Below are 26,365 nucleotides of genomic sequence, written 5' to 3' on the forward strand. Positions count from 1 at the left end.
TGAAGAAAAAATACTAATATAATTAGGAAATAGTGGAATAAAGTTATGGAGGAGAGGAAGGACAATGTTTAAATTTAATGAAGAGTATGTAATACAAAAATTAAAGGAGTTACTTGAGATTGATAGTACAACAGGATACTTTCGTCTAATTCAGAATTATCTTGTAAATGAAATGGAAGAACTGAATATCCCAAGTGAAGAAGTACATAAAGGTGGATTAATTGCAGATATTGGTGGAGAAGGAGAACCTTTAGTGATAATGGCTCATGGTGATGACATAGGTCTTATGGTACGTTATATCAAAGATAATGGGGCACTTGTGGTAACTAATGTAGGAGGATTAAGAGAAGAGGATGCAACAGGGGTAATCTGTAGGTTACATACTCGTAAGGGTCATATTTATACAGGATGTGTGAGAAGAGTACACTCTTGTGCCCATGTAAGACCAGATTCTGATAATAATGCGCCTTTAAATTATAATACAAATGTAGAATTTGTATTAGATGAAGATGTAAAGTGTAGACAAGATGTACTTGATTTAGGTATTAGAGTTGGAGATATAATAGCCTTAGATGCAGGTTTTCATATGAATAATGGATATATCACAAGCCATTTCATAGATGATAAAGCTTGTATAGCAGTTTTACTCGGTGTTATGAAATACATAAAAGATAATAATATTGTATGTAAAAGAAATGTGAAAGCATTTTTTACAATGTTTGAAGAAATCGGTCATGGAGGAGCATGGCTTCCTGATGGAACTAAAGATATTATAGCATTAGATATTGCTCCAGTTTCACCAACACAGGTATCAAGTGAGAAGAAAGTATCTCTGTTTGCGAAGGATTCAAGATTCCCATACCATTATGAAATGTTAACAGAACTAGTGGAAGCAGCTGAAAAAGTTGGTGCAGATTACGAAATTGATGTATTTACACCAAGATATGGAACAGATTCAGATTTTGCTATAACTGCTGGTAACAATGTAAGACATGCGGCATTAGGACCAGGGACAAGCGGTAGCCACGGATATGAAAGAACTCATATTGATTCTCTAAATAATATGTATCAACTATTACTACAATATATAATTGGATAGTTACTATAAGAAGTTAATGATTTAAAGATTATTTTAAAAGATATTTATTAGTATAAAAAATGAACTAAACATAGTCAACAGGTTCGGGTTTAGGATGAAAAACTTAAAATCGCAACTAAAATCACGTTAAAATTCACACTACTCTAAATTGATTATTTAAGTTAATTTAGAGTAGTTTTTTATTAAATTTTTATATAAAATCGTAAGCATAATTGAACTGATAATAATTTTATTAAAGTGGTAAAGTATCTTGCAATTTTAACTTAAAAATTATAACAAAAAAGAAGCTTTGGAATAAATTAGTAAATTATGTTAATATAATAGTGTGCAATTAACGAAGAACTGTATTATATTGCTTATTAAATGAAATAAGGAGGCTTTTATGAAGAAAGTTATATGGTCAATAATTTTAAGTATATTGCTAATTGGGTTAGTAGGTTGTCAAATAAAAACAGAAGATAATACACACAAAGATAGTTTAAGTGTTGAAATAATTGCTACTAATGATGCTAATTCTTATAAGGGGATGCCAATAACATTAAAACCTAAAGTTATAGGAGAATATGATAAGGAAATCCAATATCATTGGATACTGAAAAGTGATGATGATGTTGAAGGGTTTATTGTTCCAGAGAAAGGTCCTCAAAAGGAAATAATTAATTCAGGTGAACCAGTTGAACTTGGTTTATTTGCAGAAGTTTCTTGGGTTGAGGGAACAGTTATAGAATTTAAAGTTGAATTGCAAATAGAAGATAAAGAAACATCTAAGATTATTGCAACTAATGAAATTACAATTGAAAATAATCAAGGTACTTATAGTATAAAACAATAACATTATTTTATATATTCAATTAATAGAAAAATAACAGAAAAAACTAATGTCAAATCTTAGTGTAACAACGTATTATTAAAGATTAAGCAGATATGAGGAGAGAGATTATGAGAAATGAAAAAAATTGGATAAAAGCAGGTATATTATCAGTGGCTATTGTTGTTATATTTGTTACTTTATTTGAAATGTTAGGGGCTTACCAAGAGATAGGGATTGTAGTTGCCACAATAATTGTTTTTACTATGATACTGTGTACATATTCTATCATTGATGAGATAAGAGAGCTTAAACATAATAACGAATAATATTAAATTTATGAGAAGTAGTTTGGGATTGGATTACTCTGTAAGTATAAAGAAGGACTTATTGTATTAGAACAGATAAATAAGTTTTAAGGAGGGGATTTAATGAAGATATTAAAAATGCTTTTAAGTACAATATTTTTAATAACTCTTATAGCGTGTACTGATAAAATAAATGATGATGATATAAAAAGTATTATTGATGAACCTTTAGTAGGGTATATTTATGATGATAATACTAGTAGATACATTAATGAGGACAATGGAATTTGGTATATAAGAGAAAATGAGAAAAATATTATTCCTAAAGAAGAATTTGTAGAAAAAAATTCAATTATCAATTCAGAGAATTTTATTATTGAAAATAGAGAAAATTCCGTATGGGAATTAAGTGAAATACAGGAAGTAATAGTTGAAGTTAAAGATACTTTTTACAGTTTAGCAGATGAAAGCTATAGTAAACACTATAGAATGGATAAAGATTGGTACTATGAACAAGTAAAAAAGCTAAATAATTTAGACGATATAGATATTATTCAATGGCATGAACCATTTAAATTACCTATATACATAGATTCAAAGGAATAGAGATAAATCTTAATTTAATATTAGAGTAATAAATTTTAAGATATAAACTAGCTTAAAAATATAGATTTGACACTTATATTCTTTTTATAAGTGAAACATTTTAAAGTTATAGAAACTAAAAAGTCGGCAGATATGATATGTTCCCTTTATAGTAGATAGTTAAAATAATAAAAAAACTGTTACTATAGAGAGGCATTTCAATACTGCCGACTTTTGCTTTATTATTTTATTCTGGATTGGCTTGTGAAAATACTTGCGATTTTCAATGTGAAAAACTTTTTTTTTACTTCAAAACTGAAGATGTTGTAAACATAGTAAGTGTATTATTTTTGTAATTAAAGTTTTTCAGAGAAATATTCTTAAAAAGTGTAGTTTTTAGAATATAAAATTACTATAATGAAAAGTAAAGATTTTAAATGAGTTTTTATGTTAAATATATATAAATGAAAAAAATCTTTTATTAAGTATAAGATTAGTTTTATAGGAGGAATATTATTTGATTTTATTTTTTACCGGTACAGGAAATAGTAAATACGTAGCTAAAGCTATAGCAAATAAGATAAATGATGAGGTTGTATCTCTTAATAATGTAATAAAATATACAATGGCAAAGACATTTAGATCAGATAAGCCATTTATAATTGTAGCTCCAATTTATGCTTGGAGATTTCCAGCTATAATTGAAGATTTAATAAGTAAGGCAGAATTTATTGGAAATAATGAGATATACTTTATTGGAACAATGGAATCACAATCAGGAAACTGTTATAAATATTGCAAAAAGATATGTGATAAAAAAGGACTAATTTTTAAAGGATTCTATGGAGTTAAGATGCCTGGAAATTATGTTATTTCTAAGGCTATGCCAGATAAAGATAAAGTAAATGAAATTTTAAATGCAGCAAATCCTGTTATTGAAAAGCTTGCAGAAAAAATTAAAAATGATGAAAATATTGAAAAAGATGATAAAACACCTTTTTCTTGGCTTTTATCTTCAGCTGTAAATGGTGCCTTTAATAAATTTATGGTTAGCAGCAAAAATTTTGTAGTTTCAGATAGATGTATTACATGTGGAAAATGTGAAAAATGTTGTCCAGTTAATAATGTTAAAATAAGAGATGGTAAACCTAAGTTTGGAGATAAATGTATTAACTGTTATTCATGTATTCATCACTGTCCAAAAGAAGCCATAAATATAAAAGGGAAAAGTGAAAATAATGGCAGATATCTTTGTCCAGAATATAATGAGAAATAGTTTTAAATATAATACTAAAGAGAAAAATGCAAAGGAAGTGATGAGATGGGTTCAAGTAAATGTAGTTTAAGAAAAGAAGTAAAAAATGAAATAGCTAAGTATATAGATTCTGAATTTACTATTGAAATGATTAAAGAGATTGTAAATTACATAAGAACAACTCATAGAGTTAAGATTGATGATTCTAGTTTTGATAAGTACAATCCAGAGTCTAAAGTTACTTTAAAAGATAATGGACCTTTTAATATATATGATTACATGTATGTAAAGGACTTTTTATATGAATTATCTTGGGAAGGTTCTTACGTTGAAGCTTTAGAAGAAATTGAGTTTTCTAATGAGTCTAAAGATAAATTTAAAAATGTTCAAAAGGTTAATAAAGGTGTATCAAAGTATATACCAAAGAAGAACGCTACCATTTCTGAAATAGTATATAAGTATGTTCCAAAGGATATTGCTGCTGTTTTATATGAAAAAGTAGAAAAAACTATGGAGCTAAAAAAAGGTGAATTATATAAAAGCTTTAAGAAAAGATATAATACAGAATATCTTTTTAATAGCGTAAGGTGGTACAAGAGAACTAGAGACGGAAAAGTTTATTATGATATAGACTTACAGGAACTAGATGATAATAAAAGGGTAAGATTAGAAGAGCAGATTAAAACGGAAATAGGCAATGGATATAAGTCTAGATGGGGAAGTCATATTTCAGCCAAGGTGATTTCATTAGAAGATAAACTATTGTTAGATGTTTATAATGAAGGATGCAAGCTATTAGAAATCCCTAATGAATACTATACAGAAATTGTAAAGGAAGAAAATAGCTACAATGAAGAAACCTTAGCTAAGCTTATGATAGAAAACTGCAAAGAAGCTGCGAAAGATTCAAAGGGGATAAACAGGCTTAAAGTTAAGGTTGTTAACTCTATTGATAGCAAGCTAAATAATCTTAATAGCATAAATATTTATAAGACAGATGACCATATGAAGCTGTTTTTAGAAAATGCTAGAGAGATGATTTTCGGATACTATAAAAGTGTTAATCTAAAAGGCTTTAATAAAGCTCTTATAGCTAAAGAAGATGATATTAACAAGCTTATAAGAAGAGTTGCAGTAGTTGAAAATATTATTTATGAGAAGTATTTAGAGGAGAATCCTAAGGCTCCATCTATTGATGACATGGAGGACTTTGAAGAATGTATCCCTTGGATATGTACTAAGGGGTTAATATGGACATCTGAAAATATCTATATTAAAAACAAAGTTAAAGATGAGATTGAAGAGATAATATTAGACAGTCCAATCGATGAATATGAAGAAGCAAGAAGAATGAAAAGACACTTCTATCTTCATGTTGGTGAAACTAATACAGGTAAGACATATGCAAGTATACAAAAGCTTATGGATGCAGAATCAGGTGTATATTTAGCACCACTTAGATTATTAGCATTAGAAGTTCAAGATAAGCTAAGAGGTGAAAATATAGCCTGTTCATTATTAACTGGAGAAGAAGAGGATATTATTTCATATGCATCACATATTTCTTCTACAATAGAAAAGCTACAGATTGAAACGCATTATGATATATGTGTTATAGATGAAGCTCAGATGATAGCTGACAAGCAAAGAGGATGGGCATGGACTAGAGCAATAATTGGGGTATTAGCTCCAGAAATTCATATATGTATGGCTCCAGAAGCTAAGGATATAATAATAAAACTTATAAAAGATTGTAAAGATACTTATGAAATTATAGAGCATAAAAGAGATACAGAGCTTATATTTGAAGATAAGAAGTTTGACTTAAATAAAGATGTTAAAAAAGGAGATGCTTTAGTTGTCTTTGGTAAAAAGAAAGCTTTAGCAGTTTCAGCACAGCTTCTTAATAACAATATAAAAACAAGCATAATTTACGGCTCACTGCCATACTCCACAAGAAAGAAGCAGTTTGAAAGATTTTTAAGTGGGGAGACAGAAGTAATAGTTTGTACAGATGCCATTGGAATGGGAGTAAATCTTCCTATAAAACGTATTGTCTTTTTAGAAACTAGAAAATTTGATGGTATATCTTTAAGAAAGCTTAGTGTTCCTGAGATAAAGCAGATAGCAGGAAGAGCAGGCCGTAAAGGAATTTACGATAAAGGCTATGTTACAGCAGCTACAGACAGTAACTTAATAAAGAATGCCTTAACAGCAGAAACAAAGAAAATAGATAAATGCTATATAGGAATTCCTGATTCACTTTTAGAACTAGATATAGATATTGTAGATGCATTAAAGACATGGAGCTTAGCAAAAGTTAAAGGATATTATAAGAAAGCAGATGTTACAACTATAATTTATCTTTTAAATAGATTAAAAGCTCTTAATATAAAAGCATCTAAAAGTGATATGTTAAAGATGGCAACAATTCCTTTTGAAGAAAATAATAAGACAGTAATGGCATTATGGGAAGAGTACTGCATTATGTATAGTGAAGGAGCAGTAAACTTAAAGAAGCCAAGACTTAAAAACATTGTAAATACAAAGAAAGAGCTTGATGAACTTGAGAGCTACTATAAATCATTAGAATTAAACTATTCCTTTGGAAAAAACTTTAATATGATGATAAATAATAGATATATTTCAAGTGAAAAAGAAAATACAGCAAATAAGATAAATGAGTTGCTTTTAACTAATCTACTTGACCATGAAAGAGTGTGCAAGGACTGTGGTAAAAAACTATCATGGGATTATCCAAGTGATAGATGTAGATTCTGTAAGGAAAAAATGATGGAGCTTAAAGGCGAAAGATTTAATTTTAGATTTAGGGAAAGAAGAAAACCAGACTTCAGAGCAAGAAGAAGCAGAAGAGGATATTATTAAATTAGCTTTGTTTTAAAATAATGTATAAAAAGGTATAACATAAAGGATGTCCAATAGGGACATCCTTTTAAATTGCACAATATTTTTAAGTTGAGTACTAAGAAATACTGAATATTTACTATTGAATAATGCGGTATTTTTATAAAACTAATTTTATATTTTTTGCTATATCAGAATATTTTCTTATATATTAGTGGTATTGTACCAGATTTTATTATTATGAATATCCCTAATCCTATAAATATTATTGGAATAATTATATGTTTATATTTTTCAATGTTTCTTTGAATAAAGGGGTATTCAGATAAACTTTTACCAATATAGCACCATAATGCTATAAGAAGAATAAATATTACCACTGTTATAAAAATATCCATTGAATTCATACTTGTAAAAAGTGGTATATAAATCCCTATATTATCTCCGCCATTAGCTAAAGTCACACTAGCTACTTTAAAAACACTGGGGTTAATCAAGCTTTTTATAACTTTTGTTATACTATTATCATCATTTTCTGTTGTTTTCTCTAAGTTATTATTTTTACTAATTCTATTTTCTTGATCCTCTGTACTTTCTATATCTTTTCTCTCTTTTTTATATTTAATATATTCATTTATTCCTAAATATATTGGGGCTAGTCCAAGCAAACCTACATATTCATTTGGAATTATGGATATACCTAAAGCTCCTATAATGCTTATTGCTATTAAAGCACTTATTCCTAAGTACTGTCCAATAATTATATGACGTGTTTTCATACTATTATTTATTTGTGAGAAAAACAGCATAAGTACAAAAATATCATCAATATTTGTGGCTACAAATGAAGTTAATGCTGTTAGTATTGTTCCAAACATCGTATCCCACCTTATAATAACTCATAATATAACATATTCATTAGACAACGTATTATTCAACTTTAAAAGAAGGTCTTTACTAATTACTTCGCAATAATATCATATTCATATTCTAAATTTCACTATAAATTATATATTGATATTCTAAATTTCACTATAAATTAAAATTTGTAGATTTCTCCATAACGTAATTTTGTAACAAAACCCCTTTTCTTTCTACAGTTTGTTTTTTAATAACCTTGTACCCTCTCTTTTCAAAAAATGGTTTTGCTGTAATTGAAGCATATGTAGTTATTTTTTCAACATCAAAAATACTTTCTAATTTATCACAAATTGCAGTTGCAATTCCTTGATGTTGATAGTCCTTATGAACGTATAATCTATCTAGATATCCTGTTTTATCTATATCACCAAAACCAACTATAATTCCATCTTCAACTGCAACAACTGAAAAATGGGACATTAAAGATTGATTCCATTTCTCTAAATCGACAGACCCTGTTGCCCATACATTTAACTGTTCTTTTGTATAATCATTTGCATTAATAGAATGTACTGTATTGTAAAACAGTTCCGTTAACACTTTGCAATCTGATGTTTCATACCTTCTTATAAGCATTCCTAATCCCCTTTGCAAATTCATATTTCACTAATGATTTAATACAATTATATAGCAAGTATACCGTAATTTATATATTAATTATAAATTACGGTATTATTTAATTTTCAAAGGTCATTTAGTTCACAATAATATTAGATTGTTCTCCTGATATTCACTAGAAATTGTAATTTATTTCTGTTTCGAGTTATGCTAATTTTCTGCAATAAATCTCAATCGCCGTAGCAAATAAATGCAGCAGTACCTTCTCCGTTTTGGTCAATATTTTGGGTAAAGCGTTCATCACCGATATACATCAGTCCAAGATAAGATAATATCTCTTTTGTACAATTATAAAAATTAGCGGTAATGTAACATTGCCATTTTTCCACAAGAGCTTGAGCTTCCTTGCTATTTGGTTGAATATGACGATTTTCGGCAATCTCATTTATTTTTACTTCCAGAAAGACTCCGTTTCCTTTAAGATATCTGCGGTTGGTGTTATTGTTGCCTCATATATAGATTTTCCTGTCTTTTCTAAATAGTGTTGGATTAAAGCGTAACCGCAAGCATATCCACCATCAGTTTCTGATTTCAGTGGGATGCCTATACATTGCCACTTGAATTCAAAAGGTTTCATCAGCTCATATCGATAAATATTTTCTTTTTCTTCCTTTGATGCAGTCATCATTTTGCGATAAATATCATCAGATCGAATTGCTTTAATATTCATAATTAAATCCTCATTTCGTATTTTAGCGTTGTGTTCGAACCACAATTAAAGAGTACACTATTACGTAACGTAAGGGTCAATGCTTTTTTTATATATTTTTAAACATGTATTGTTTAAACAGTTTATAAATATAAATAGAATAATTTCAATAATAATAAGAGATTAATATGTATTTTATGAGTGTGATTATATGAATAAATTAAGAAAAGTTATATTAGTTCAGGGGATAGTACAAGGTGTTGGATTTAGGCCGTTTGTATATAAGTTAGCAGTTGATTTAAATTTAAAGGGATGGGTTAATAATACTTCTTTAGGTGTTATTGTGGATATTGAAGGAGAGGAAGAGCAGGTTCTTTCATTTATAGAAATATTAAAAAATAATACTCCACCATTAGCTAAGGTTTTAAATATAACTATTCATTCTAAAGAGTTAATTGGATATGAGAACTTTGAAATTAAATTTAGTAAAGAAGAAGAGAATATATCAAAACTTATATCACCAGATATTTCAATATGTGATGATTGTAAGGAAGAAATTTTTGATGTTAAAAATAGAAGATACAGATACCCATTTACTAATTGCACAAATTGCGGTCCTAGATTTTCAATTATAAAAAAGCTTCCTTATGATAGAAAAACAACTACAATGGAGGCTTTTAAAATGTGTCCTCAATGTAAAAAAGAATATACAAATCCATTAGATAGAAGGTTTCATGCACAGCCTAACGCATGTCCAGAATGTGGACCACAACTTTGTCTTGTAGATAATAAAAATCAAAAGATAGATACAAATGATTCAATTAAAGAAGTAATATCTTTAATTAAGAAAGGAAAAATTTTAGCTATTAAAGGGATTGGAGGCTTTCATTTAGTTTGTGATGGTAGAAATTATGAAGCTATAAAATTACTTCGTGATAGAAAGAAGAGACCTTATAAGCCTATGGCAGTTATGGTTAAAGATTTAGAGGTGGCAAAGAAATATTGTTATTTAAGCAAAAGAGAAGAGGAGGTAATTTTAAGTAACAAAAGACCTATAGTTATCTTAAAAAGAAGAATGGAGATACAGCTACCAGATAATTTAGCTCCATATAATAAGACTTTAGGTGTAATGCTTCCTTATACACCATTACATTATCTATTATTTGATGAAGGAATAGAAATTTTAGTTATGACAAGTGCTAATATAAGTGGAGAGCCTATGATTTATAAAAATGAAGAGGCAATGGAAAGATTAAATAATATTGTAGATTATTTTTTGATGCATAATAGAGATATTTATTTACCTATAGATGATTCAGTAACGAGAGTATCTTTAAAAGATGAAAGAACAATTAGGGTAGCTAGAGGATATTCACCTATTACAGTGAATATGAAAGGTTCAGGTAAAATTTTAGCTTGTGGCTCACATCTAAAAAATACATTAGCAATTTCTAAAGAAGATAATATTTTTATAAGTCAATATATAGGCGATATGGAAAATGCAAAAACTTATAATAGCTTTGAGAGAAATTTAAATAATTTTAAGCAGATTTATAAAATAGAGCCAGAAATAATTGCATATGACTTACATCCAGATTATTGGAGTAATGATTTAGTTAATAATTTTAAAGGTGAAAGAGTTGCAGTTCAGCACCATCATTCTCATATAGCAAGTTGCATAGCTGAAAATAATATTAATGAAAAAGTAATAGGTGTTGCATATGATGGGACAGGCTATGGAGATGACGGAAATATTTGGGGTGGGGAGTTCTTAATATGCAACTTACAGGAGTATAAAAGAGTAGGGCATTTAAATTATTTTTCATTACCAGGTGGAGAAAGTGCAATAAAAGAACCTTGGAAAATAGCATTATCTAAGCTTTATAAAACTTATGGTGAAGAAATATATGACTATTTACCTGAAGAGTTAAATAATAAGAAAACTAAGCTTATATTAACTATGATAAAAAATAATATTAACTGTCCTTTAACTTCAAGTATGGGAAGACTTTTTGATGGTATTGCAGCGTTGGTAGGATTTAATAGAAGAGTAACCTTTGAAGGTGAGGCAGCAATTTTCTTAGAAAATATATCAGATAAAACAAAGGTTGAAAGCTATAAATATGAGATAAATAAAATAAATGAAAAATATATTATTGATACAGATAATATTATAAAAGGGATAATTAACGATATAAAAAGTAATGTTGGAAAAGAAGTTATAGCTATTAAATTTCATAACTCAATAATAAATTGTACAGTAGATATGTGTAAAAAGATAAGAGAAGAAAGCAATATCAACTGTGTAGCTTTAAGTGGTGGTGTTTTTCAAAATATTATACTTTTTGAAGGTATATATAATGGTTTAATATCAGAAGGTTTTGAAGTTTTCACTCATAAAAAAATACCATGTAATGATAGTGGGATAAGCTTTGGACAATTAATGGTTGCAAGAGAAGCTTATAAAGGAGATGTTAACAATGTGTATAGCAGTACCAGCGGAAATTAAAAAAATCAATGGAGATATAGCTTTAGTAAGTTATGGTGGCGTAGCTTTAGAGGTAAATATATCTCTTATTGAAGAGCCTAAAATAGGTGACTATGTATTAATTCATGCAGGCTGTGCCATAGAAAAAATATGTAGGGAAGAAGCAATAAAGACTTTAGAAATTTTTAGAGAGTTAGCAGATGCTATGAGTTAAGGTGAAGAGTATGAAGGAATTAATATCATTTAAAAATCCTAAGCTAGTAAAAGAAATTTTAGAAAAACTTAAAAGGTTTAATAATGAAGATATTACAATAATGGAGGTATGTGGCACTCATACCATGAGTATATTAAAAAGTGGTTTAAAGGAGTTATTACCTCAAAATATAAAATTGATAAGTGGTCCAGGCTGTCCAGTATGTGTTACGCCTCAAGAGTATATAGATATGGCAATTGAATTATGTAAAAAAGAAAATGTTATTATTACAACCTTTGGTGATCTTGTTAGAGTTCCTGGTACTCATAGCTCTCTTCAAAAGGAAAAAGCCTTAGGTAGAGATATAAGAGTAGTATTTTCACCATTAGATTCATTAGAGATTGCAAAAAGTAATCTAGATAAAGAAGTAGTGTTTTTAGGAGTTGGTTTTGAAACAACTGCTCCAATAATTGCACTTACTGTATATAATGCAAAGGAAAAAGGTATAGATAACCTTTCAATATTAAACTCTTTAAAGACTATGCCTAATGTTATGAAAAGCTTAGTATCTAACAAAGAATTAAAGGTAGATGGATTTATTTGTCCAGGACATGTTGCAGCAGTTATAGGAGCTGAAGCTTTTGAAAATTTATCAATTGAAGAAAAATTACCTTTAGTTATAGCTGGTTTTGAGCCTTTAGATATTATTTCAGCCATATATAGATTAGTAGAAATGAAGGCAAATGGTGAAAGTAAGTTAGAAAATTTATATACAAGGATAGTAAAAAATAAAGGTAATGAGAAAGCTTTAAATATTTTAAATACTGTATTTCAATTATCAGATAGTCAGTGGAGAGGCTTTGGAATAATTGAAGGAACAGGCTTTAAATTTAAAGAGAATTATAAAAATTATGATACTAAAAATAAGTTCAATATAAATATAGTAAACTCACAAATCAATAAAGGGTGCATTTGTGGAGAAATACTTAGAGGAGTTAAAAATCCATATGATTGTAAATTGTACGGAAAAGTATGTACTCCAGTAACTCCTATAGGTGCATGTATGGTATCAGAGGAAGGTACATGTGCAGCATATTATAAATATAACTAAGAGAGGTGATAAATTTGGACATAATAACCTTGTCACATGGTAGTGGTGGACGAGCTACAAATAAATTAATAAAAGACTTATTTTATAAGCATTTTACTAACGAGTATTTAGCGCAGGAAAATGATTCTACAGTATTACCTAAAATTAATGGTAAACTTGCTGTAACTACAGATTCATTTGTAATTAATCCATTGTTTTTTAAAGGTGGAGATATAGGTAAATTATCTATTTGTGGCACCGTAAATGATTTAGCAATGAGTGGAGCAAAACCACTATATATTACAGTAGGTTTTATAATAGAAGAAGGATTATTGATATCTGATTTAGAGAAAATTGTTATTTCTATGGCTGAAACAGCAAAGGAAGCTAAAGTTAAAATAGTTACTGGAGATACTAAGGTAGTTGAAAAGGGAAGTGGAGATGGCATATTTATAAATACTACAGGTATTGGAGTTATAGAGGATAGTAATCTATATATTGGAGGGGACAAAGCTTCTGCTGGAGATAAGATAATAATTAGCGGAACAATTGGAGACCATGGAATAGCTATTATGAATATGAGAAAAAATCTAGATTTTGATGTACAAATAAAAAGTGACTGTGGACTACTTAATGGATTAATAGAGAATATTTTAAATACGAGCAAGAAGGTTAAAGTTCTTAGAGACCCAACTAGAGGGGGAGTTGCAACTACATTAAATGAGATTGCGAAACATAGCTTAGTTAGTATGGAGATAGATGAGGATAAGCTACCTATAAAAGAAGAGGTAAGTTCAATGTGCGATATTTTAGGTTTAGACCCTCTATTTATAGCAAATGAAGGAAAGTTATTAGTTATAGCGGAAAATGAAGATGCTGAAAAAATATTAAATACTATGAAAAAACATCCTATGGCGAAGGATGCAGCTATTATAGGTGAGGTAGTAAATGATGAAAAAAATAGAGTATATTTAAAAACTGAAATTGGTGGTAAGAGAATAATCAATATGCCAGAAGGAGAACTTTTAGTTAGAATATGCTAAAATTAATTATTTCTTAAACTTATAAGTAATTATTGTAGAATTTTGACACAAATTTCTAAAAATATGGTAAAATATGTTCAAAGGTGCTTCCTAATATATCAGAGATATGGACTGATTTTGTAAAATTATAAGTATTTAATGGTATATAGGGAGTGATTTTATCAATAAAATATTTATAAATGGGGGAAATAATAAAAATTATATGGGAAAGAAGAAGAAAATAACAATAGGATTAATAAGTGTTTTAGTATTACTTGTAGTTGTAGTAACTACCGCTTATATTTATGCAATACAGGGAGAAAAACTTGATGATAGTGATTTTTCTTGGATAACTACTGTGCCAATAGCACATAGAGGCTTAGATAATGGTGATGTACCTGAAAACTCAATGGAAGCATTTAAAAAAGCTATAGAAAGTGGATATGCAATAGAATTAGATGTTCAACTAACAAAGGACAAAGAAGTAATTGTATTCCATGATAGCAACTTATTAAGGATGACTGGTGATAGTAGAGATGTTAAAGATGTTGAATATGATGAAATAAAATCTTTAAAGCTTGAAAACACTGAGGAAACTATACCAACTTTAAAAGAGGTATTAGAATTAGTAGATAATCAAGTTCCTATATTGATAGAGTTAAAAGATGAGAAAGAAGCTACAGATTTAGCTGCAAAAACCTATGAGGTTGTAGAAAATTATGAAGGTAGATATCTAGTACAGTCTTTTAATCCATTTACTCTTGAATGGTTTAAAAATAATGCAAGTGAAGTTATAAGATGTCAGTTATCTAGTGATTTTACAGATGACCCAAATAATACTTTAGAATGGTATGAAGTATTTGTTCTTAAAAACTTATTATTAAACTTTAAAAGTAAACCTCATGTTATAGCTTATGATTTAAATTCTGTAGATAATTTATCTGTAGGATTATTAAAAGCAAAATATCCTATTTTATCTTGGACTCTAGCAAATGAAGAACATATGCACATGGGCTATAAAAAAACAGATAATATAATTTTTGATAATATATTACCGTAATAAAGAAATAAGCCTAAGACTTTAAAGCAATAAATTAAAACAAAAAATAAGGTAGTATTTAAAAAAGTATTAATTTTTAAATTAACAATAAAAAGACTATGTAACACAAAAGTGAACATGGTCTTTTGTTATTTTACAGATATATTATTATAGAAGATTGAATAATTATTTCTTCTAAAGAGTTACATATAATACTTTCAGCTCTAGGAACTAAGTTAAAAACTTCAGATAATATATATGTATTTAAATGAATATACTAAAAGGATAATATTTTCAAGGAGATATTTATGCTCATTTTTACTCAAAGTGATTATATAATTCCTGTTACTTACGTTGATAAAGAAAAACTAGGTGTTAAGAGTTCAGGAATTAGAGGGAGAGAGTCAGCTTTTAATATGGCAAAAAGAGCAATTGAAGCAGTAAAGTCAGGTGAGAGAAAAAAGATGAATGCTATCTGGCTTGAAACATCGGGATGTTTTGGAGAAGCAATTTCTTTATTAAATGCAGAAGATCCAGATGTATTATACATGCTAAAGGAATTTCTTAATATTAAATATTTTGAGAGTATTCAAGGAGATGAAGACCAAGAAGCATTAGAGGAGTTATTTAGTATACTAAAGTCAGAATTTGTACTTATAGTTGATGGGGCTGTACCTTTAGCAGGAGATGGATTATTTACAATAATAGGTACATACAATGTAAGAAAAATTACAGCAAAGGAAGCTGTAAACTTTTTAGCTTCAAAGGCAAAGTATATAGTAAGCGTAGGAACTTGTGCATGCTATGGGGGTCCAACAGCAGCTAAACCAAATTTATCTGAAGCTGTAGGGGTAAGTGAATTCTTAGAAAGAAATGATGTAATAAAAATTCCAGGGTGTCCAGCTAATCCAGTATGGACTATGGGAGTATTGGGACATTTAGTTAATTATGGAGTACCAGAATTAGATAAAGAGGGCAGACCTTTAGCTTATTACGGAGAACTTATACATGATAGATGTCCAAGAAGGAGATTTTTTGATGCAGGTATATTTGCAAAAACCTTTGGAGGAGAAGAGTGTATGTTTTTATTAGGCTGTAGGGGACCAGTAACTTATGCTTATTGTCCTGTTAGTAGATGGAATGATAGTGAAAATTGGCCTATTGGAGACAATACAACTTGTATAGGTTGTGCAGCTCCAGGATTTCCAGATAGTATGGAACCATTTGTTAAATATGGAGGTGGTGAAGGTGCATAATATAATAGTAGATCCTGTTACAAGAGTTAGTGGACTTCTAAGTATAGAAGTGCAGGTTGAAAATAATAAGGTTGTAGATGCTAAGGCTTGTGGAAACCAGTTTAGGGGATTTGAAAAAATGTTCGAAGGTCGCTCGCCTTTAGATATGATAAGATTAACTCCTAGAATTTGTGGTATATGTTCAACACATCATGCTTTAACATCAGTTAGAGCTTTAGAGGATGCAATGAAAATTAATCCAGATGAAAATGGTAGAATTATTAGAGATATAGCAAACGGTTTTGAGTTTATACAAAATTATTTAAGATGGACATATTTCTTTGTTTTCCCAGATTATTTAGAAATTATCACTGTAAATCCATTGTTTAAGACAGAAACTCCTAAAGTGGCGGATTATAGATTAGATAAAGCAATTACTAATAAAATAAATGAAGATTATGTTGAAGCTATAAGGTTAAGTAGAGAAGCTCATAAGGGTTTAGCAGTTTTAGCAGGAAAAGCTCCACATCCTCATGGCATATGGGTAGGAGGAATAACTACAAATATAGATATACCACAAATTGAAAGCTGTAGATATATAATTACAATATTAAAAGATTTTATTATAAATAAATTAATTCCTGACGTAGAAATTATAGCTAAAGCATATAGTGATTATTTTAAAATAGGAGGCGGCCATGGAAATTTAATGAGTTATGGCTTATATGATAATTATGCACCTCCAATCCGATATTCATTGCCAAAGGTAAGAATTAATGGTAAGGAAGAAGATTTAGACATAAACAATATAACAGAAAGCGTTAAATATACATGGGCAGTTGATAATGGACAACCATTGATTCCAGGAAAAAGTAATCCAGCAAGCCCAGATCCAACAAAGCAAGGAGCGTATAGTTGGATAAATGCACCTAGATATAAAGGATTTGCAATGGAAGTTGGAGCATTAGCAAGAATGACATTAAGTGGTGAATATAAAGGTGGAATATCTACTATGGATAGAATTTTAGCAAAAGCCTATGAGGCTAAAAGAGTATGTGAGATAACTGAAGAATTAATAAAAATTGCAAAATTAGGAAAGGCTGTTCAGAAAGAGTGGCAAGTTCCTAGTAAAGCTTTAGGGGTAGGATTAAGTGAAGCTGAAAGAGGATCATTAGCTCATTGGATTTCAATAAATGATAAAAAGGTAGAAAATTACACAGTTATTCCACCATCTACATGGAATATATCACCTAAGGATGATAAAGGGGTAAGAGGTACTGCTGAAGAGGCATTAATAGGAACAGAGATTCAAGATATAACCAGTCCTGTTGAAGTTGGAAGAATTCTTAGGAGCTTTGACCCGTGTTTAAGTTGTGCAGCTCATGTGACTAGCGATAGACATAAAGCAGTAACAATAAATATATTGGCATAATACTTTATAGAAATAGGATTGAGATTATTATGATTAAAGTTATTGGGATAGGTAATATATTACTTTGTGATGATGGTATTGGTGTAAAAGTAGTAGAAAAAATTCAAGATTCATTAAGGAATATTAATGAAAATATTGAAGTAATAGTTGGAGAAACTAATTATCAATATTGTATAGAAGAAATTAAGGATGATGATTTAGTAATTATAATAGATTCAACGTATTTTATGAAAGAGCCTGGAACTGTAACAGTTAGAACTTTAGATAATTGCGATGAATTTCTTGATAAAATATATACAGGTCATGATATAAGTTTACTTAAAGCTATAAGATTAGAAAAACCTAATATAAAGGGATTTTTTATTGGAATTGAAATTGAAGTTATAGAGTTTTCTCTAGAGTTATCTGAAAGATTACAAAGTAACTTTGACAATATCTGTAAAGAGGTTTTAGATAATATCTATTCAATATTAACATCAGTTAGAGACAGCTAGTAAAGATGTAAGATAAAATAAATAATTAATGGTATAAAAGATGTGAAAGACGTCATGTGGTAATAAACATGGCGTCTTTATTTTTTATCTTTTGGTTTAGCTTTAGAATTCATATATTTAATATAAATTGCAACACCAAGCCCATAAAGAATCCATGGAAAAGCAGCTTTAGCGAAATCAAGCATAGGATATTTCCTCCTAACAACAAAATGGAAATAATTACATAATATAATTATATACTATTTTAATGAAGATATAAATATATGTGAGTGAATAATACGGATAATATTAATTAATTATTGTCAATAAATAATAGAGAATTAAAACACTTAGGTTATGTAAGTGTTTTTATTTTATGTAAAATCGAATATTTGTCATAATTGCAATTAATTTATAATAATGTATATACAAAGATGAAGTAGTGAGAGTTTTGTTAAAAGAATCAAGATGTGAAACAAATTTTCATAATGATGTAAATGTATACAAGAATGGATAGATAAGTGATATCAGCAGTTTGAGAATAGGAGTTAAACTATGCAAAAAGATAATTTAGCACTTATTATTATTTACTCTGGACTGGCTGATATCATAATTAAATTTGATTGATATTTTATATACTGCCTATATTAATAGAAATTATGAGCCAAATTTAACTCAGTTTAACAGAACTCATATTAAAAAATAATAAAAGGACATTTAATTTTTATAGATGTCCAAAAGAAGTAAGGAGATTATATATGTTAAATTTAGAAAATCTGACAACTGAAAAGATGAATACTAATACGATTAACCTAGATAAAATGACTCCTTTTGAAATAGCATCTGTTATGAATAAGGAGGATGAAAATGTAATACAAGCAGTGAGAAACTCTTTAGTTGATATATCAATGGCTATAGAAGCATGTACTAATGCACTTCAGAAAGGAGGGAGAATAATATATATGGGTGCTGGTACAAGTGGACGACTTGGATTAATGGACGCAGTAGAATGTCCACCGACATTTGGAGTTTCTCATGATTTAGTAATAGGATTAATCGCAGGAGGAGAGTTAGCTTTTATTAAAGCGGTTGAAGGTGCAGAAGATAGTAAGACCTTAGGTGAAGAAGACTTGAAGAATATTAATCTAAATAATGATGATATAGTAATTGGATTAGCAGCTAGTGGAAGAACTCCATATGTGATTTATGGACTAAAATATGCTAGAAAAATTGGGTGTAAAACGGCTTGTATAGTATGTAATGAAAATTCAGAGATGAGTAAGTTATCAGATATATCTATAGAGCTTATTGTAGGCCCAGAAGTACTTACTGGTTCAACTAGATTGAAAGCAGGTTCTGCACAAAAGATGGTATTAAATATGATATCTACAGGAAGTATGGTAGGTATGGGAAAGGTATATAAAAATCTTATGGTAGATTTAATGCAGACTAATGAGAAGTTAATTGAAAGATCAGAGAATATAGTTATGGAAGCAACTCAAGCAGATAGAGAAGTAGCAAAAAAAACATTACAGCAAGCAAGAGGAAAGGTTAAAGTAGCTATAGTAATGATATTACTACATTGTAACTCTAAAGAAGCAGAAGAAGCGTTAAATAGAGCTAAAGGACATATTAGAAAAGCCATAGAAAATTAAATTAATAGGGGGATGAATATTATATGACAAATCAAGATTTAGCCAAAAAGATTATTGAATTAGTTGGTGGTAAGAATAATATTGTTAAAGCTGCAAATTGTATGACCAGACTTAGAATGACAGTAAAGAACGAATGTTTAGTTCAAAAAGATGAACTTAAAAATACTGAAGGGGTTCTAGGCATTGTAGATAATGGAAACTATATTCAAATAGTTTTAGGACCAGGTAAAGCTAAGAAAGTTACAGATATATGTGTTGAGGAATTAGGAATTCCTAGAGATGGTGTTGTAACTGAGGATTGGAAACAAAATAAAGATGCAATAAAAGGCGGACAAAAAAAGGGTAAGTTTAAACAAGCAATTAATACTATAGCTAATATATTTATTCTTTTAATTCCTGCAATTATAGCAGCAGGTATATTTAATGGATTAGCAAGTTTGATAACAACACTTCAAGGTCAAGGAATTCTTTCAGCAGAAGGTTTCTGGAAAATGACTCAATTAATGTTCTCACTTATAGGTGGAGGATTCTTATCATACTTTGCAATATATACAGGTATTAATTCTGCAAAACAATTTGGTGCAACAGAAGGATTAGGAGGTATGTTAGGTGCTATGTCAATTAGTGCTAATATAGTTACTATATCTACAACTCTTGGATTATATGATGAAAGTGTGCCTCTAAATTCTATTTTGACTACTGGAAAAGGCGGTATTATAGGTGTAATTATAGGTGTATATATACTAGCTAAAATAGAAAAGGCAATGCGTAAGAGAATTCCGGATGTTTTAGATTTAATTTTAACTCCTTTATTAACTTTACTTATATCAGGAATATTATTTGTATTTATTATCATGCCAGTGGCTGGATTCTTATCAGATGGACTAGTTTCAGTTTTAAGTATATTTATAAATTCTTCAAATCCAGTTGTTAGCGTAATTAGTGGATATATATTATCAGCATTATTCTTACCAATGGTTTTATTTGGATTACATCATGGATTAATACCTATTTATGCAGTTCAATTAGAAGCAATGGGTGGAGTATCATTATTCCCAGTACTTGCAATGGCAGGAGCAGGACAAGTTGGTGCAGCAATTGCAATTTACTTTATTGCTAAAAAAGTTAAAAATAATAGATTACAAAAGGTTATTGCAGGGGCACTTCCAGCAGGTTTCTTAGGCGTTGGAGAACCATTGATATATGGAGTTACACTCCCTATGTTTAAACCATTTATTACTGCAGGGCTTGGAGCAGGATTTGGTGGAGCTTATGTAATGCTTACACATGTATTAGCAAACTCTTGGGGGCCATCAGGGTTAGTTGCTATTCCAATAATGAAACCGGAATGTATGCTTAATTATTTTATAGGTCTTATCATTTCATATGTTGCTGGATTTATTATAACTTATTTTGTTATTAAAGAATCTGATGTTAAAAATGCATAATTAAATAAATTTAGAGTTGTGCTAGATTAAATATGATAATATTAAATCTAGCACATTTTAATAAAAAGGGAGTTATAATTTATGAGTTTAGGTTTTTCGATATATTTTGGATTAGATAATACTATGGAAGAAAATTTACAGCTTTTAAAAGATGGAAAAAATCTAGGGTTTACAAGAATTTTTACATCATTACATATACCTGAGGCAGATTATAGTATTTTAAAAAGTCAAGTTAAAGAATTTTTTAAAATAGCAAAAGAGTATGATATGGATATAATTAGTGATATATCTCCAAATACTTTTAAGTTCTTAAATTTAGATAATATGGATTTAAAGGGTTTAAGTGAGATTGGAGTTAAAACTATAAGAGTTGACTTTGGATATAATGAAGAGGAAATTGCTAAAATGAGCAGAAATCCTTATGGAATAAAAGTTCAATTAAATGGATCAACAGTAACTGAGGAATTTTTATTAAAGTTAGATAAACTTGAAGTTGAATACAAAAATATAGATGCTCTTCATAATTTTTATCCAAGAGCAGGCACGGGAATATCAATAGAATATATGGAGAAGCAAAATAAACTATTATCTAAAAGAGGAATTAAAGTTTCTTCCTTTATACAGTCTAATAATAGGAAAAGAGGTCCTATTAAAGAGGGATTACCTACACTAGAGAATCATAGAAATCTAGATGTAAGAATTGCAGCAAATGAATTATTTGCATTAGGAAATGAAACTGTCTTTATTGGTGATTCTCTTCCTAGTATTCAAGAACTAAAAGAGTTATCTTTATTAAAACAAGATGAAATTATGTTAGATATTGAAGTTATGGTTAAAGACGATATTATAAATAGATTGTTAAAAGAAACATACACTCCAAGAGTTGACCAAGCAAGAGATGCTATTAGGGCTGTAGAAAGCAGGTATAATTTAAATGGAGATATAATAATTCCGATGAATACTATAGATAGTGAGATTGGATATATAACCATAGATAATATTGAATACGGAAGATATATGGGAGAGTTACAAATATTAAAAGTTAATAAGAAAAGAGATTATAGAATAAATGTTGTGGCAAAAGTTTCAGAAAATAGTCTTCATTTATTAAGATATATAGATGAAGGGAAGAAATTTTCCTTCTATAATAAAGAATTTTAAAATAAGAAGTATAATATATTCATAAATGGTAAAGTTTTTTTGAATGTATTTAAATTAAATATAGCTAATATTAAAATTATGTACATGAAAAAAATGGAGAACTTAAGTGTACTCCATTTTTTATATATAAACTGATTTATATGTTAACTCCTTTATAATTTTCTATGAAATATCTATAGAATTTACTTGCTCCATACAGAGCATCTATACTTATATTTTCATCTAATCCATGTGGACTATTTAATTGTTGTTTATTTAACCTTAATGGTGCAAACCTAACTACGCAATCACATATTTCATTATAATGTCTAGCATCAGTTCCAGCTAAAACTATAAACGGAACAGGTTTAACATCTTCAAATGTATTTGTTATGCAATTGCAAATATATTTATATCCGTCGCTTTTAACATCTGTAACTTTAGAGCAATCATGAGAATATAATACTTTCATTTCTATATCATATTTTTTAGCTACATTTTTTATTATTTTAAGGGATTCTTGTAATGGTTGATGTACCATTACTCTCATATTAGCTGTAACTGAAGCAGTCTCAGGAATTATATTTGGAGCCTTACTTCCACTAGCCATAGTAAAAGCACAAGTAGTTGTAAGCATAGCATTAGCTTGTGAGCTTACCTTTGGAAGAACACTCTTCAATATAGGACTAAGTAACTCTACATTACCAAATAAAGATTTATAAGGGTTAGCCATATACTTAGACATCTCTTTAAACATATCTTTTACTGGTTTAGTCAATTCTTTTTTAAAAGGTGATTTAGTATTAACATCATTTACAAAAGATGCTAACCTAGCTATGGGAGTATTGTTAGTTGGCGTACTAGCATGTCCACCTAATGACTTTGCTATAAATTCAACATTAGCATAGCCTTTCTCCATAATTCCAAGCATAGCATAGTATCCAGTAAGACCAGGCATAGGAGATTCAATTATAGCACCACCTTCGTCCAAGACAATCCCTAATTTCACACCTTTACTTTTTAAGTATTCAACAGTTTTTTTAGCACCTACTCCTAATGTTTCTTCATCAATTGATGAAGCTAAATATAAATCTGATTCTGGAACAAAACCTTCCTTTAATAAGTCTTCTGTTGCTTCAAGGAATGCACATAAAGCACCTTTAGTATCAACAGTTCCTCTTCCCCATACACAATCATCTGCAATATCACCAGAGAAAGGTGAGTGTTTCCATACTCCATCGGCTTCTACAACATCAGTATGAGACATTAATAGCATCGGTTTTAGATTGCTATTTTTCCCTTTAATTTTAATAAGAAGTGAGCCAGCTATGATTACCTTTTCACCTTTAGCATGTATAGTAGGATATAATTCCTCTAATAAATTTTGAAATATCTCATACTGAGACATATCATCTGTTTTAATAGTATTTACTTGTATCATTTCTGATAAATTTTTAGCTATAGTATTTTTATCTAAATTATTCATTTTATAGTTTCCCCTTATTATATAAAATCCTTGCTATTACTATAGAAAGTATAGCAGCTACAGCTATAAGAACTACCACTTGTGATGCTAAATTAGGTACTGCAAAACAAAGTACAGAAACTAGCAAGAATGGTATGATAGCTACTTTAGGAGCCTGTTTTATATATTGATATCCAAGAGCTCCAAATAATGCTGGAACTACTGTTGAGAAAGCAGGTTCTAGTACAGGAGAATTTATAATAGGTTCAAGAGGAACCATTAACATTACTCCAATAGCAATAACTATGATAGTAGTTATTGAAGATATAGCTACAGATATTGTTGAAACGATTTCATTTTCTTTAGTACCAAATTCTGTTCCAACTAAATTTCTTGCATTCATGCAGCAAGGTATCTTTAAATTAGTTAAATTACCAGTTATAAATGCTAAGTAAGTAGCCCCTGTTCCAAGCATTGGTGCATAGGTGATAACCTCTACAATAGAAGCTGGTAAGAATAAAGCACATATTCCAATACTTCCAGCTAATGCCGATTTAAAATCAATATTTGCGCCAAAGTACATAGCTATTAAAAATGGAGTTGATAACAACATAATTATCAATACAACAGTAGAGATTCTGCCATACTTATGCATAATATCATCAAACTTTTCCAAATTATCAATTTGCATTTCTTTTTCTTTCATCATAATAGTATTCCTCCTAACCTACTAGTATAGCCATAGCCATACCTATTAGCATACTAATAGAAAGTGCAAAGCTATCTAACCATTTTTGGTTTTTCTTTTTAACTAAATAATCACAAATTGACATAGATAAAGCAGAAATTACTATAACTATTAAACTAGTAAAGGAGCCTTGTCTTACATCTCCAAAAGATGATCCAACAAAAGCACAAACCAAGCCTATGAAAATTGCATTAAATAAAAGTTGTCCCCATCTATTATCTTTAGATGTAGATTTTTTTATGGTACTTTGATATTTTTTAAGACCAATCACACAAAATATGCTACCCCATATTATCCCTATTGCCATTACAAAAACAATAGTAACTAATATTTCAGGTGTCATAAATTCAGGAGATAATGCTAGTAATCCACTGACCTTAGCAGCCATATCCGCTGCCATAACTTCATAGTGTAAAGCACCTATTACAGACAACCTTAACCATGGGATAGGGACTCCTAGTGACCCAGACAATGTTATTACACCTAATAATATTCCGATTGACGGAACAATTGTAAAGATGGTACTCGAGGTTATAACCTTACTCAAATCTTTTTTATCCATTCCTATTTTAATCCCTTCTTTATACGCTCTTATAAAAAATAATACGCATACTAAGGCTACAGCAGTAATGATGGTACCTGAAATTAAGTACATCGTTGTAGAGTTTGTTAATTGGGTTATGCCATCCATAAAACCCCTCCTTAATAAAATATGTATATACTACATATTTTATCATATTTATACATAATTTAACAGAAGAGTTTTGGAAAATTTAATTCTCTATATTTAACAGGACTTAATTATTTCTCTATGTTCAAGATATATGTTGATATTTGATTAAATTATCCTAATGTATTGGTTTAAATGGATAGAGTTGTTTAAAACAGAAAAAGATACGATGAGGTGTAAAAGATTGTTTGTTCAATCTCATACTTCGTATTCCACTACTCAAATAAAGGATTTTAAAGCAAGAAAAGCAATTTATATTTAATGGTAAATAATGTTTAATGGTTACTGTTATTTGTGTATAATTAATAAGAAAGTAATTCGTAATTGTATTATATTGTGAAATATATATACATCTGATAACATGTAGATAAATAGGAAGTTTTGAGGGGATAATTAGATGATAAAAGCAGTGATATTTGATTTAGATGGTTTATTAATTGATAGCGAGATAATCTCATATAAAATATATAAAGAAATATTGAATCAATTTGGGCATGATTTTTCTATTGAAGAATATGCTCAAAATTTTAGTGGGAAAACAGAAGTAAAGAATGTTACAAACTTAATAGATACATATAGGTTACCATTGACTATTGAGATAGGATTAAATAATGTATTAAAAATTGAAAGTAAGTTTCTTAATCAAGGGGTTAATCTAAAAACTGGAGCAAAAGAATTATTAGCATATTTAAAAGATAAAGGTTTCAAAACTGCAATTGCTTCTTCAAGTACAAAGGATAGAGCATTAACTATATTAAAACAACACAACATTATTGAATACTTTGATGAGTTTGTATTTGGTGATGAAGTTGAAAAAGGAAAACCAAGTCCAGATATTTTTCTAAAAGCTTGTGACAAACTTTCAGAGAAGCCAGAAAAATGCTTAGTTTTAGAAGATAGTGAAGCAGGAATACAATCAGCATATTCAGCAAGTATTCCTGTAATATGCATTCCTGATATGAAAGTGCCAAATGAGTATTATTTGGATATGACAAAAGCTGTATTACATTCATTGAAAGAAGTTATTTCTTATTTAAAGAAATCTAGTAAGTAAGAGATAAATTCAAATATATAGAGTAGTATAAAAAATAGGAATGTA

At 29.1% G+C, this 26,365-nt stretch carries 25 protein-coding genes; 18 read left to right on the forward strand and 7 right to left on the reverse strand.

The window, feature by feature from the left end; translation table 11 throughout:
* The first annotated feature begins 64 nt into the window (after positions 1-64).
* The 6 genes from ARA56_RS00125 (at position 65) to ARA56_RS00150 (ending at position 6,941) form a co-directional block, all read left to right on the forward strand.
* The gene (locus tag ARA56_RS00125; RefSeq protein WP_055262700.1) at positions 65-1,099 is read left to right on the forward strand and encodes a M20/M25/M40 family metallo-hydrolase; all 1,035 of its coding nucleotides are present in this window, start codon (positions 65-67) and stop codon (positions 1,097-1,099) included.
* A gap of 382 nt (positions 1,100-1,481) precedes the next feature.
* A complete protein-coding gene (locus ARA56_RS00130) occupies positions 1,482-1,931 on the forward strand; it encodes a hypothetical protein (RefSeq protein ID WP_055262702.1) in 450 nt (149 codons plus the stop codon).
* 107 nt (positions 1,932-2,038) lie between these two features.
* Positions 2,039-2,236 carry a hypothetical protein gene (locus ARA56_RS00135; protein ID WP_055262704.1) on the forward strand — a complete coding sequence of 66 codons (198 nt, stop codon included), beginning with the start codon at positions 2,039-2,041 and terminating at the stop codon, positions 2,234-2,236.
* Positions 2,237-2,338: 102 nt separating this feature from the next.
* Positions 2,339-2,821, forward strand: a complete 483-nt coding sequence (locus tag ARA56_RS00140) for a hypothetical protein (protein WP_055262706.1) — start codon at positions 2,339-2,341, stop codon at positions 2,819-2,821.
* A gap of 496 nt (positions 2,822-3,317) precedes the next feature.
* Positions 3,318-4,076, forward strand: a complete 759-nt coding sequence (locus ARA56_RS00145) for an EFR1 family ferrodoxin (RefSeq protein WP_055262708.1) — start codon at positions 3,318-3,320, stop codon at positions 4,074-4,076.
* Between the two features lie 45 nt (positions 4,077-4,121).
* Complete coding sequence (locus tag ARA56_RS00150; protein WP_055262710.1) at positions 4,122-6,941, forward strand: helicase-related protein; 2,820 nt, start codon at positions 4,122-4,124, stop codon at positions 6,939-6,941.
* Positions 6,942-7,111: 170 nt separating this feature from the next.
* Here the strand turns inward: ARA56_RS00150 and ARA56_RS00155 are convergent, their stop codons facing one another.
* From ARA56_RS00155 to ARA56_RS00165, 4 genes are all read right to left on the reverse strand, one after another.
* Positions 7,112-7,798 (reverse strand): cadmium resistance transporter, encoded by a 687-nt coding sequence (locus tag ARA56_RS00155; RefSeq protein WP_055262712.1) that lies wholly within the window; start codon positions 7,796-7,798, stop codon positions 7,112-7,114.
* A gap of 154 nt (positions 7,799-7,952) precedes the next feature.
* On the reverse strand, positions 7,953-8,417 hold the full coding sequence (locus tag ARA56_RS00160) for a GNAT family N-acetyltransferase (protein WP_055262714.1): 465 nt from the start codon (positions 8,415-8,417) through the stop codon (positions 7,953-7,955).
* Positions 8,418-8,629: 212 nt separating this feature from the next.
* On the reverse strand, positions 8,630-8,788 hold the full coding sequence (locus ARA56_RS16340; protein WP_341379515.1) for a TipAS antibiotic-recognition domain-containing protein: 159 nt from the start codon (positions 8,786-8,788) through the stop codon (positions 8,630-8,632).
* 62 nt (positions 8,789-8,850) lie between these two features.
* Complete coding sequence (locus ARA56_RS00165; RefSeq protein WP_055262716.1) at positions 8,851-9,129, reverse strand: DUF2268 domain-containing putative Zn-dependent protease; 279 nt, start codon at positions 9,127-9,129, stop codon at positions 8,851-8,853.
* Between the two features lie 190 nt (positions 9,130-9,319).
* Between ARA56_RS00165 and hypF the strand changes: the two genes are divergently transcribed.
* The 11 genes from hypF (at position 9,320) to ARA56_RS00220 (ending at position 22,344) form a co-directional block, all read left to right on the forward strand.
* Positions 9,320-11,617, forward strand: coding sequence for a carbamoyltransferase HypF (gene hypF, locus ARA56_RS00170; RefSeq protein ID WP_055262718.1), 2,298 nt, complete (start codon positions 9,320-9,322; stop codon positions 11,615-11,617).
* Complete coding sequence (locus ARA56_RS00175) at positions 11,589-11,810, forward strand: HypC/HybG/HupF family hydrogenase formation chaperone (protein ID WP_055262720.1); 222 nt, start codon at positions 11,589-11,591, stop codon at positions 11,808-11,810. The genes hypF and ARA56_RS00175 overlap by 29 nt, the downstream gene beginning before the upstream one ends.
* A gap of 10 nt (positions 11,811-11,820) precedes the next feature.
* Positions 11,821-12,900, forward strand: a complete 1,080-nt coding sequence (gene hypD, locus ARA56_RS00180; protein WP_055262722.1) for a hydrogenase formation protein HypD — start codon at positions 11,821-11,823, stop codon at positions 12,898-12,900.
* Positions 12,901-12,908: 8 nt separating this feature from the next.
* Positions 12,909-13,922, forward strand: coding sequence for a hydrogenase expression/formation protein HypE (hypE, locus tag ARA56_RS00185; RefSeq protein ID WP_172675726.1), 1,014 nt, complete (start codon positions 12,909-12,911; stop codon positions 13,920-13,922).
* 202 nt (positions 13,923-14,124) lie between these two features.
* The gene (locus tag ARA56_RS00190) at positions 14,125-14,961 is read left to right on the forward strand and encodes a glycerophosphodiester phosphodiesterase family protein (protein ID WP_084758913.1); all 837 of its coding nucleotides are present in this window, start codon (positions 14,125-14,127) and stop codon (positions 14,959-14,961) included.
* 395 nt (positions 14,962-15,356) lie between these two features.
* Positions 15,357-16,196: a hydrogenase small subunit gene (locus ARA56_RS00195; RefSeq protein ID WP_055263099.1), complete on the forward strand. Its 840-nt coding sequence runs from the start codon at positions 15,357-15,359 to the stop codon at positions 16,194-16,196.
* Positions 16,189-17,607, forward strand: coding sequence for a nickel-dependent hydrogenase large subunit (locus ARA56_RS00200; protein WP_148315720.1), 1,419 nt, complete (start codon positions 16,189-16,191; stop codon positions 17,605-17,607). Before ARA56_RS00195 ends, ARA56_RS00200 begins: the two co-directional genes overlap by 8 nt.
* Positions 17,608-17,636: 29 nt before the next feature.
* Positions 17,637-18,101 (forward strand): hydrogenase maturation protease, encoded by a 465-nt coding sequence (locus ARA56_RS00205; protein ID WP_055262726.1) that lies wholly within the window; start codon positions 17,637-17,639, stop codon positions 18,099-18,101.
* A gap of 737 nt (positions 18,102-18,838) precedes the next feature.
* Positions 18,839-19,735: an N-acetylmuramic acid 6-phosphate etherase gene (gene murQ, locus ARA56_RS00210; RefSeq protein ID WP_055262728.1), complete on the forward strand. Its 897-nt coding sequence runs from the start codon at positions 18,839-18,841 to the stop codon at positions 19,733-19,735.
* A gap of 23 nt (positions 19,736-19,758) precedes the next feature.
* Positions 19,759-21,183 carry a PTS transporter subunit EIIC gene (locus ARA56_RS00215; RefSeq protein ID WP_055262730.1) on the forward strand — a complete coding sequence of 475 codons (1,425 nt, stop codon included), beginning with the start codon at positions 19,759-19,761 and terminating at the stop codon, positions 21,181-21,183.
* Between the two features lie 81 nt (positions 21,184-21,264).
* Positions 21,265-22,344, forward strand: coding sequence for a MupG family TIM beta-alpha barrel fold protein (locus tag ARA56_RS00220; RefSeq protein WP_055262732.1), 1,080 nt, complete (start codon positions 21,265-21,267; stop codon positions 22,342-22,344).
* Positions 22,345-22,480: 136 nt separating this feature from the next.
* Here the strand turns inward: ARA56_RS00220 and ARA56_RS00225 are convergent, their stop codons facing one another.
* From ARA56_RS00225 to ARA56_RS00235, 3 genes are read right to left on the reverse strand one after another with little or no spacing between them, the layout of a single operon-like run.
* Positions 22,481-23,809, reverse strand: coding sequence for a M20/M25/M40 family metallo-hydrolase (locus ARA56_RS00225; protein ID WP_055262734.1), 1,329 nt, complete (start codon positions 23,807-23,809; stop codon positions 22,481-22,483).
* 1 nt (position 23,810) lies between these two features.
* Positions 23,811-24,497 (reverse strand): hypothetical protein, encoded by a 687-nt coding sequence (locus ARA56_RS00230; protein WP_055262736.1) that lies wholly within the window; start codon positions 24,495-24,497, stop codon positions 23,811-23,813.
* Positions 24,498-24,510: 13 nt separating this feature from the next.
* Positions 24,511-25,227, reverse strand: coding sequence for a DUF5058 family protein (locus tag ARA56_RS00235; RefSeq protein WP_055262738.1), 717 nt, complete (start codon positions 25,225-25,227; stop codon positions 24,511-24,513).
* Between the two features lie 436 nt (positions 25,228-25,663).
* Here ARA56_RS00235 and ARA56_RS00240 point away from each other — a divergent pair, with 436 nt between their 5' ends.
* Entirely contained in the window at positions 25,664-26,320 is a 657-nt protein-coding gene (locus ARA56_RS00240; protein WP_207642895.1) for an HAD family hydrolase, read from the forward strand.
* Positions 26,321-26,365 lie beyond the last annotated feature (45 nt).

This window comes from Clostridium disporicum (assembly GCF_001405015.1).
Lineage (GTDB): Bacteria > Bacillota > Clostridia > Clostridiales > Clostridiaceae > Clostridium > Clostridium disporicum_B.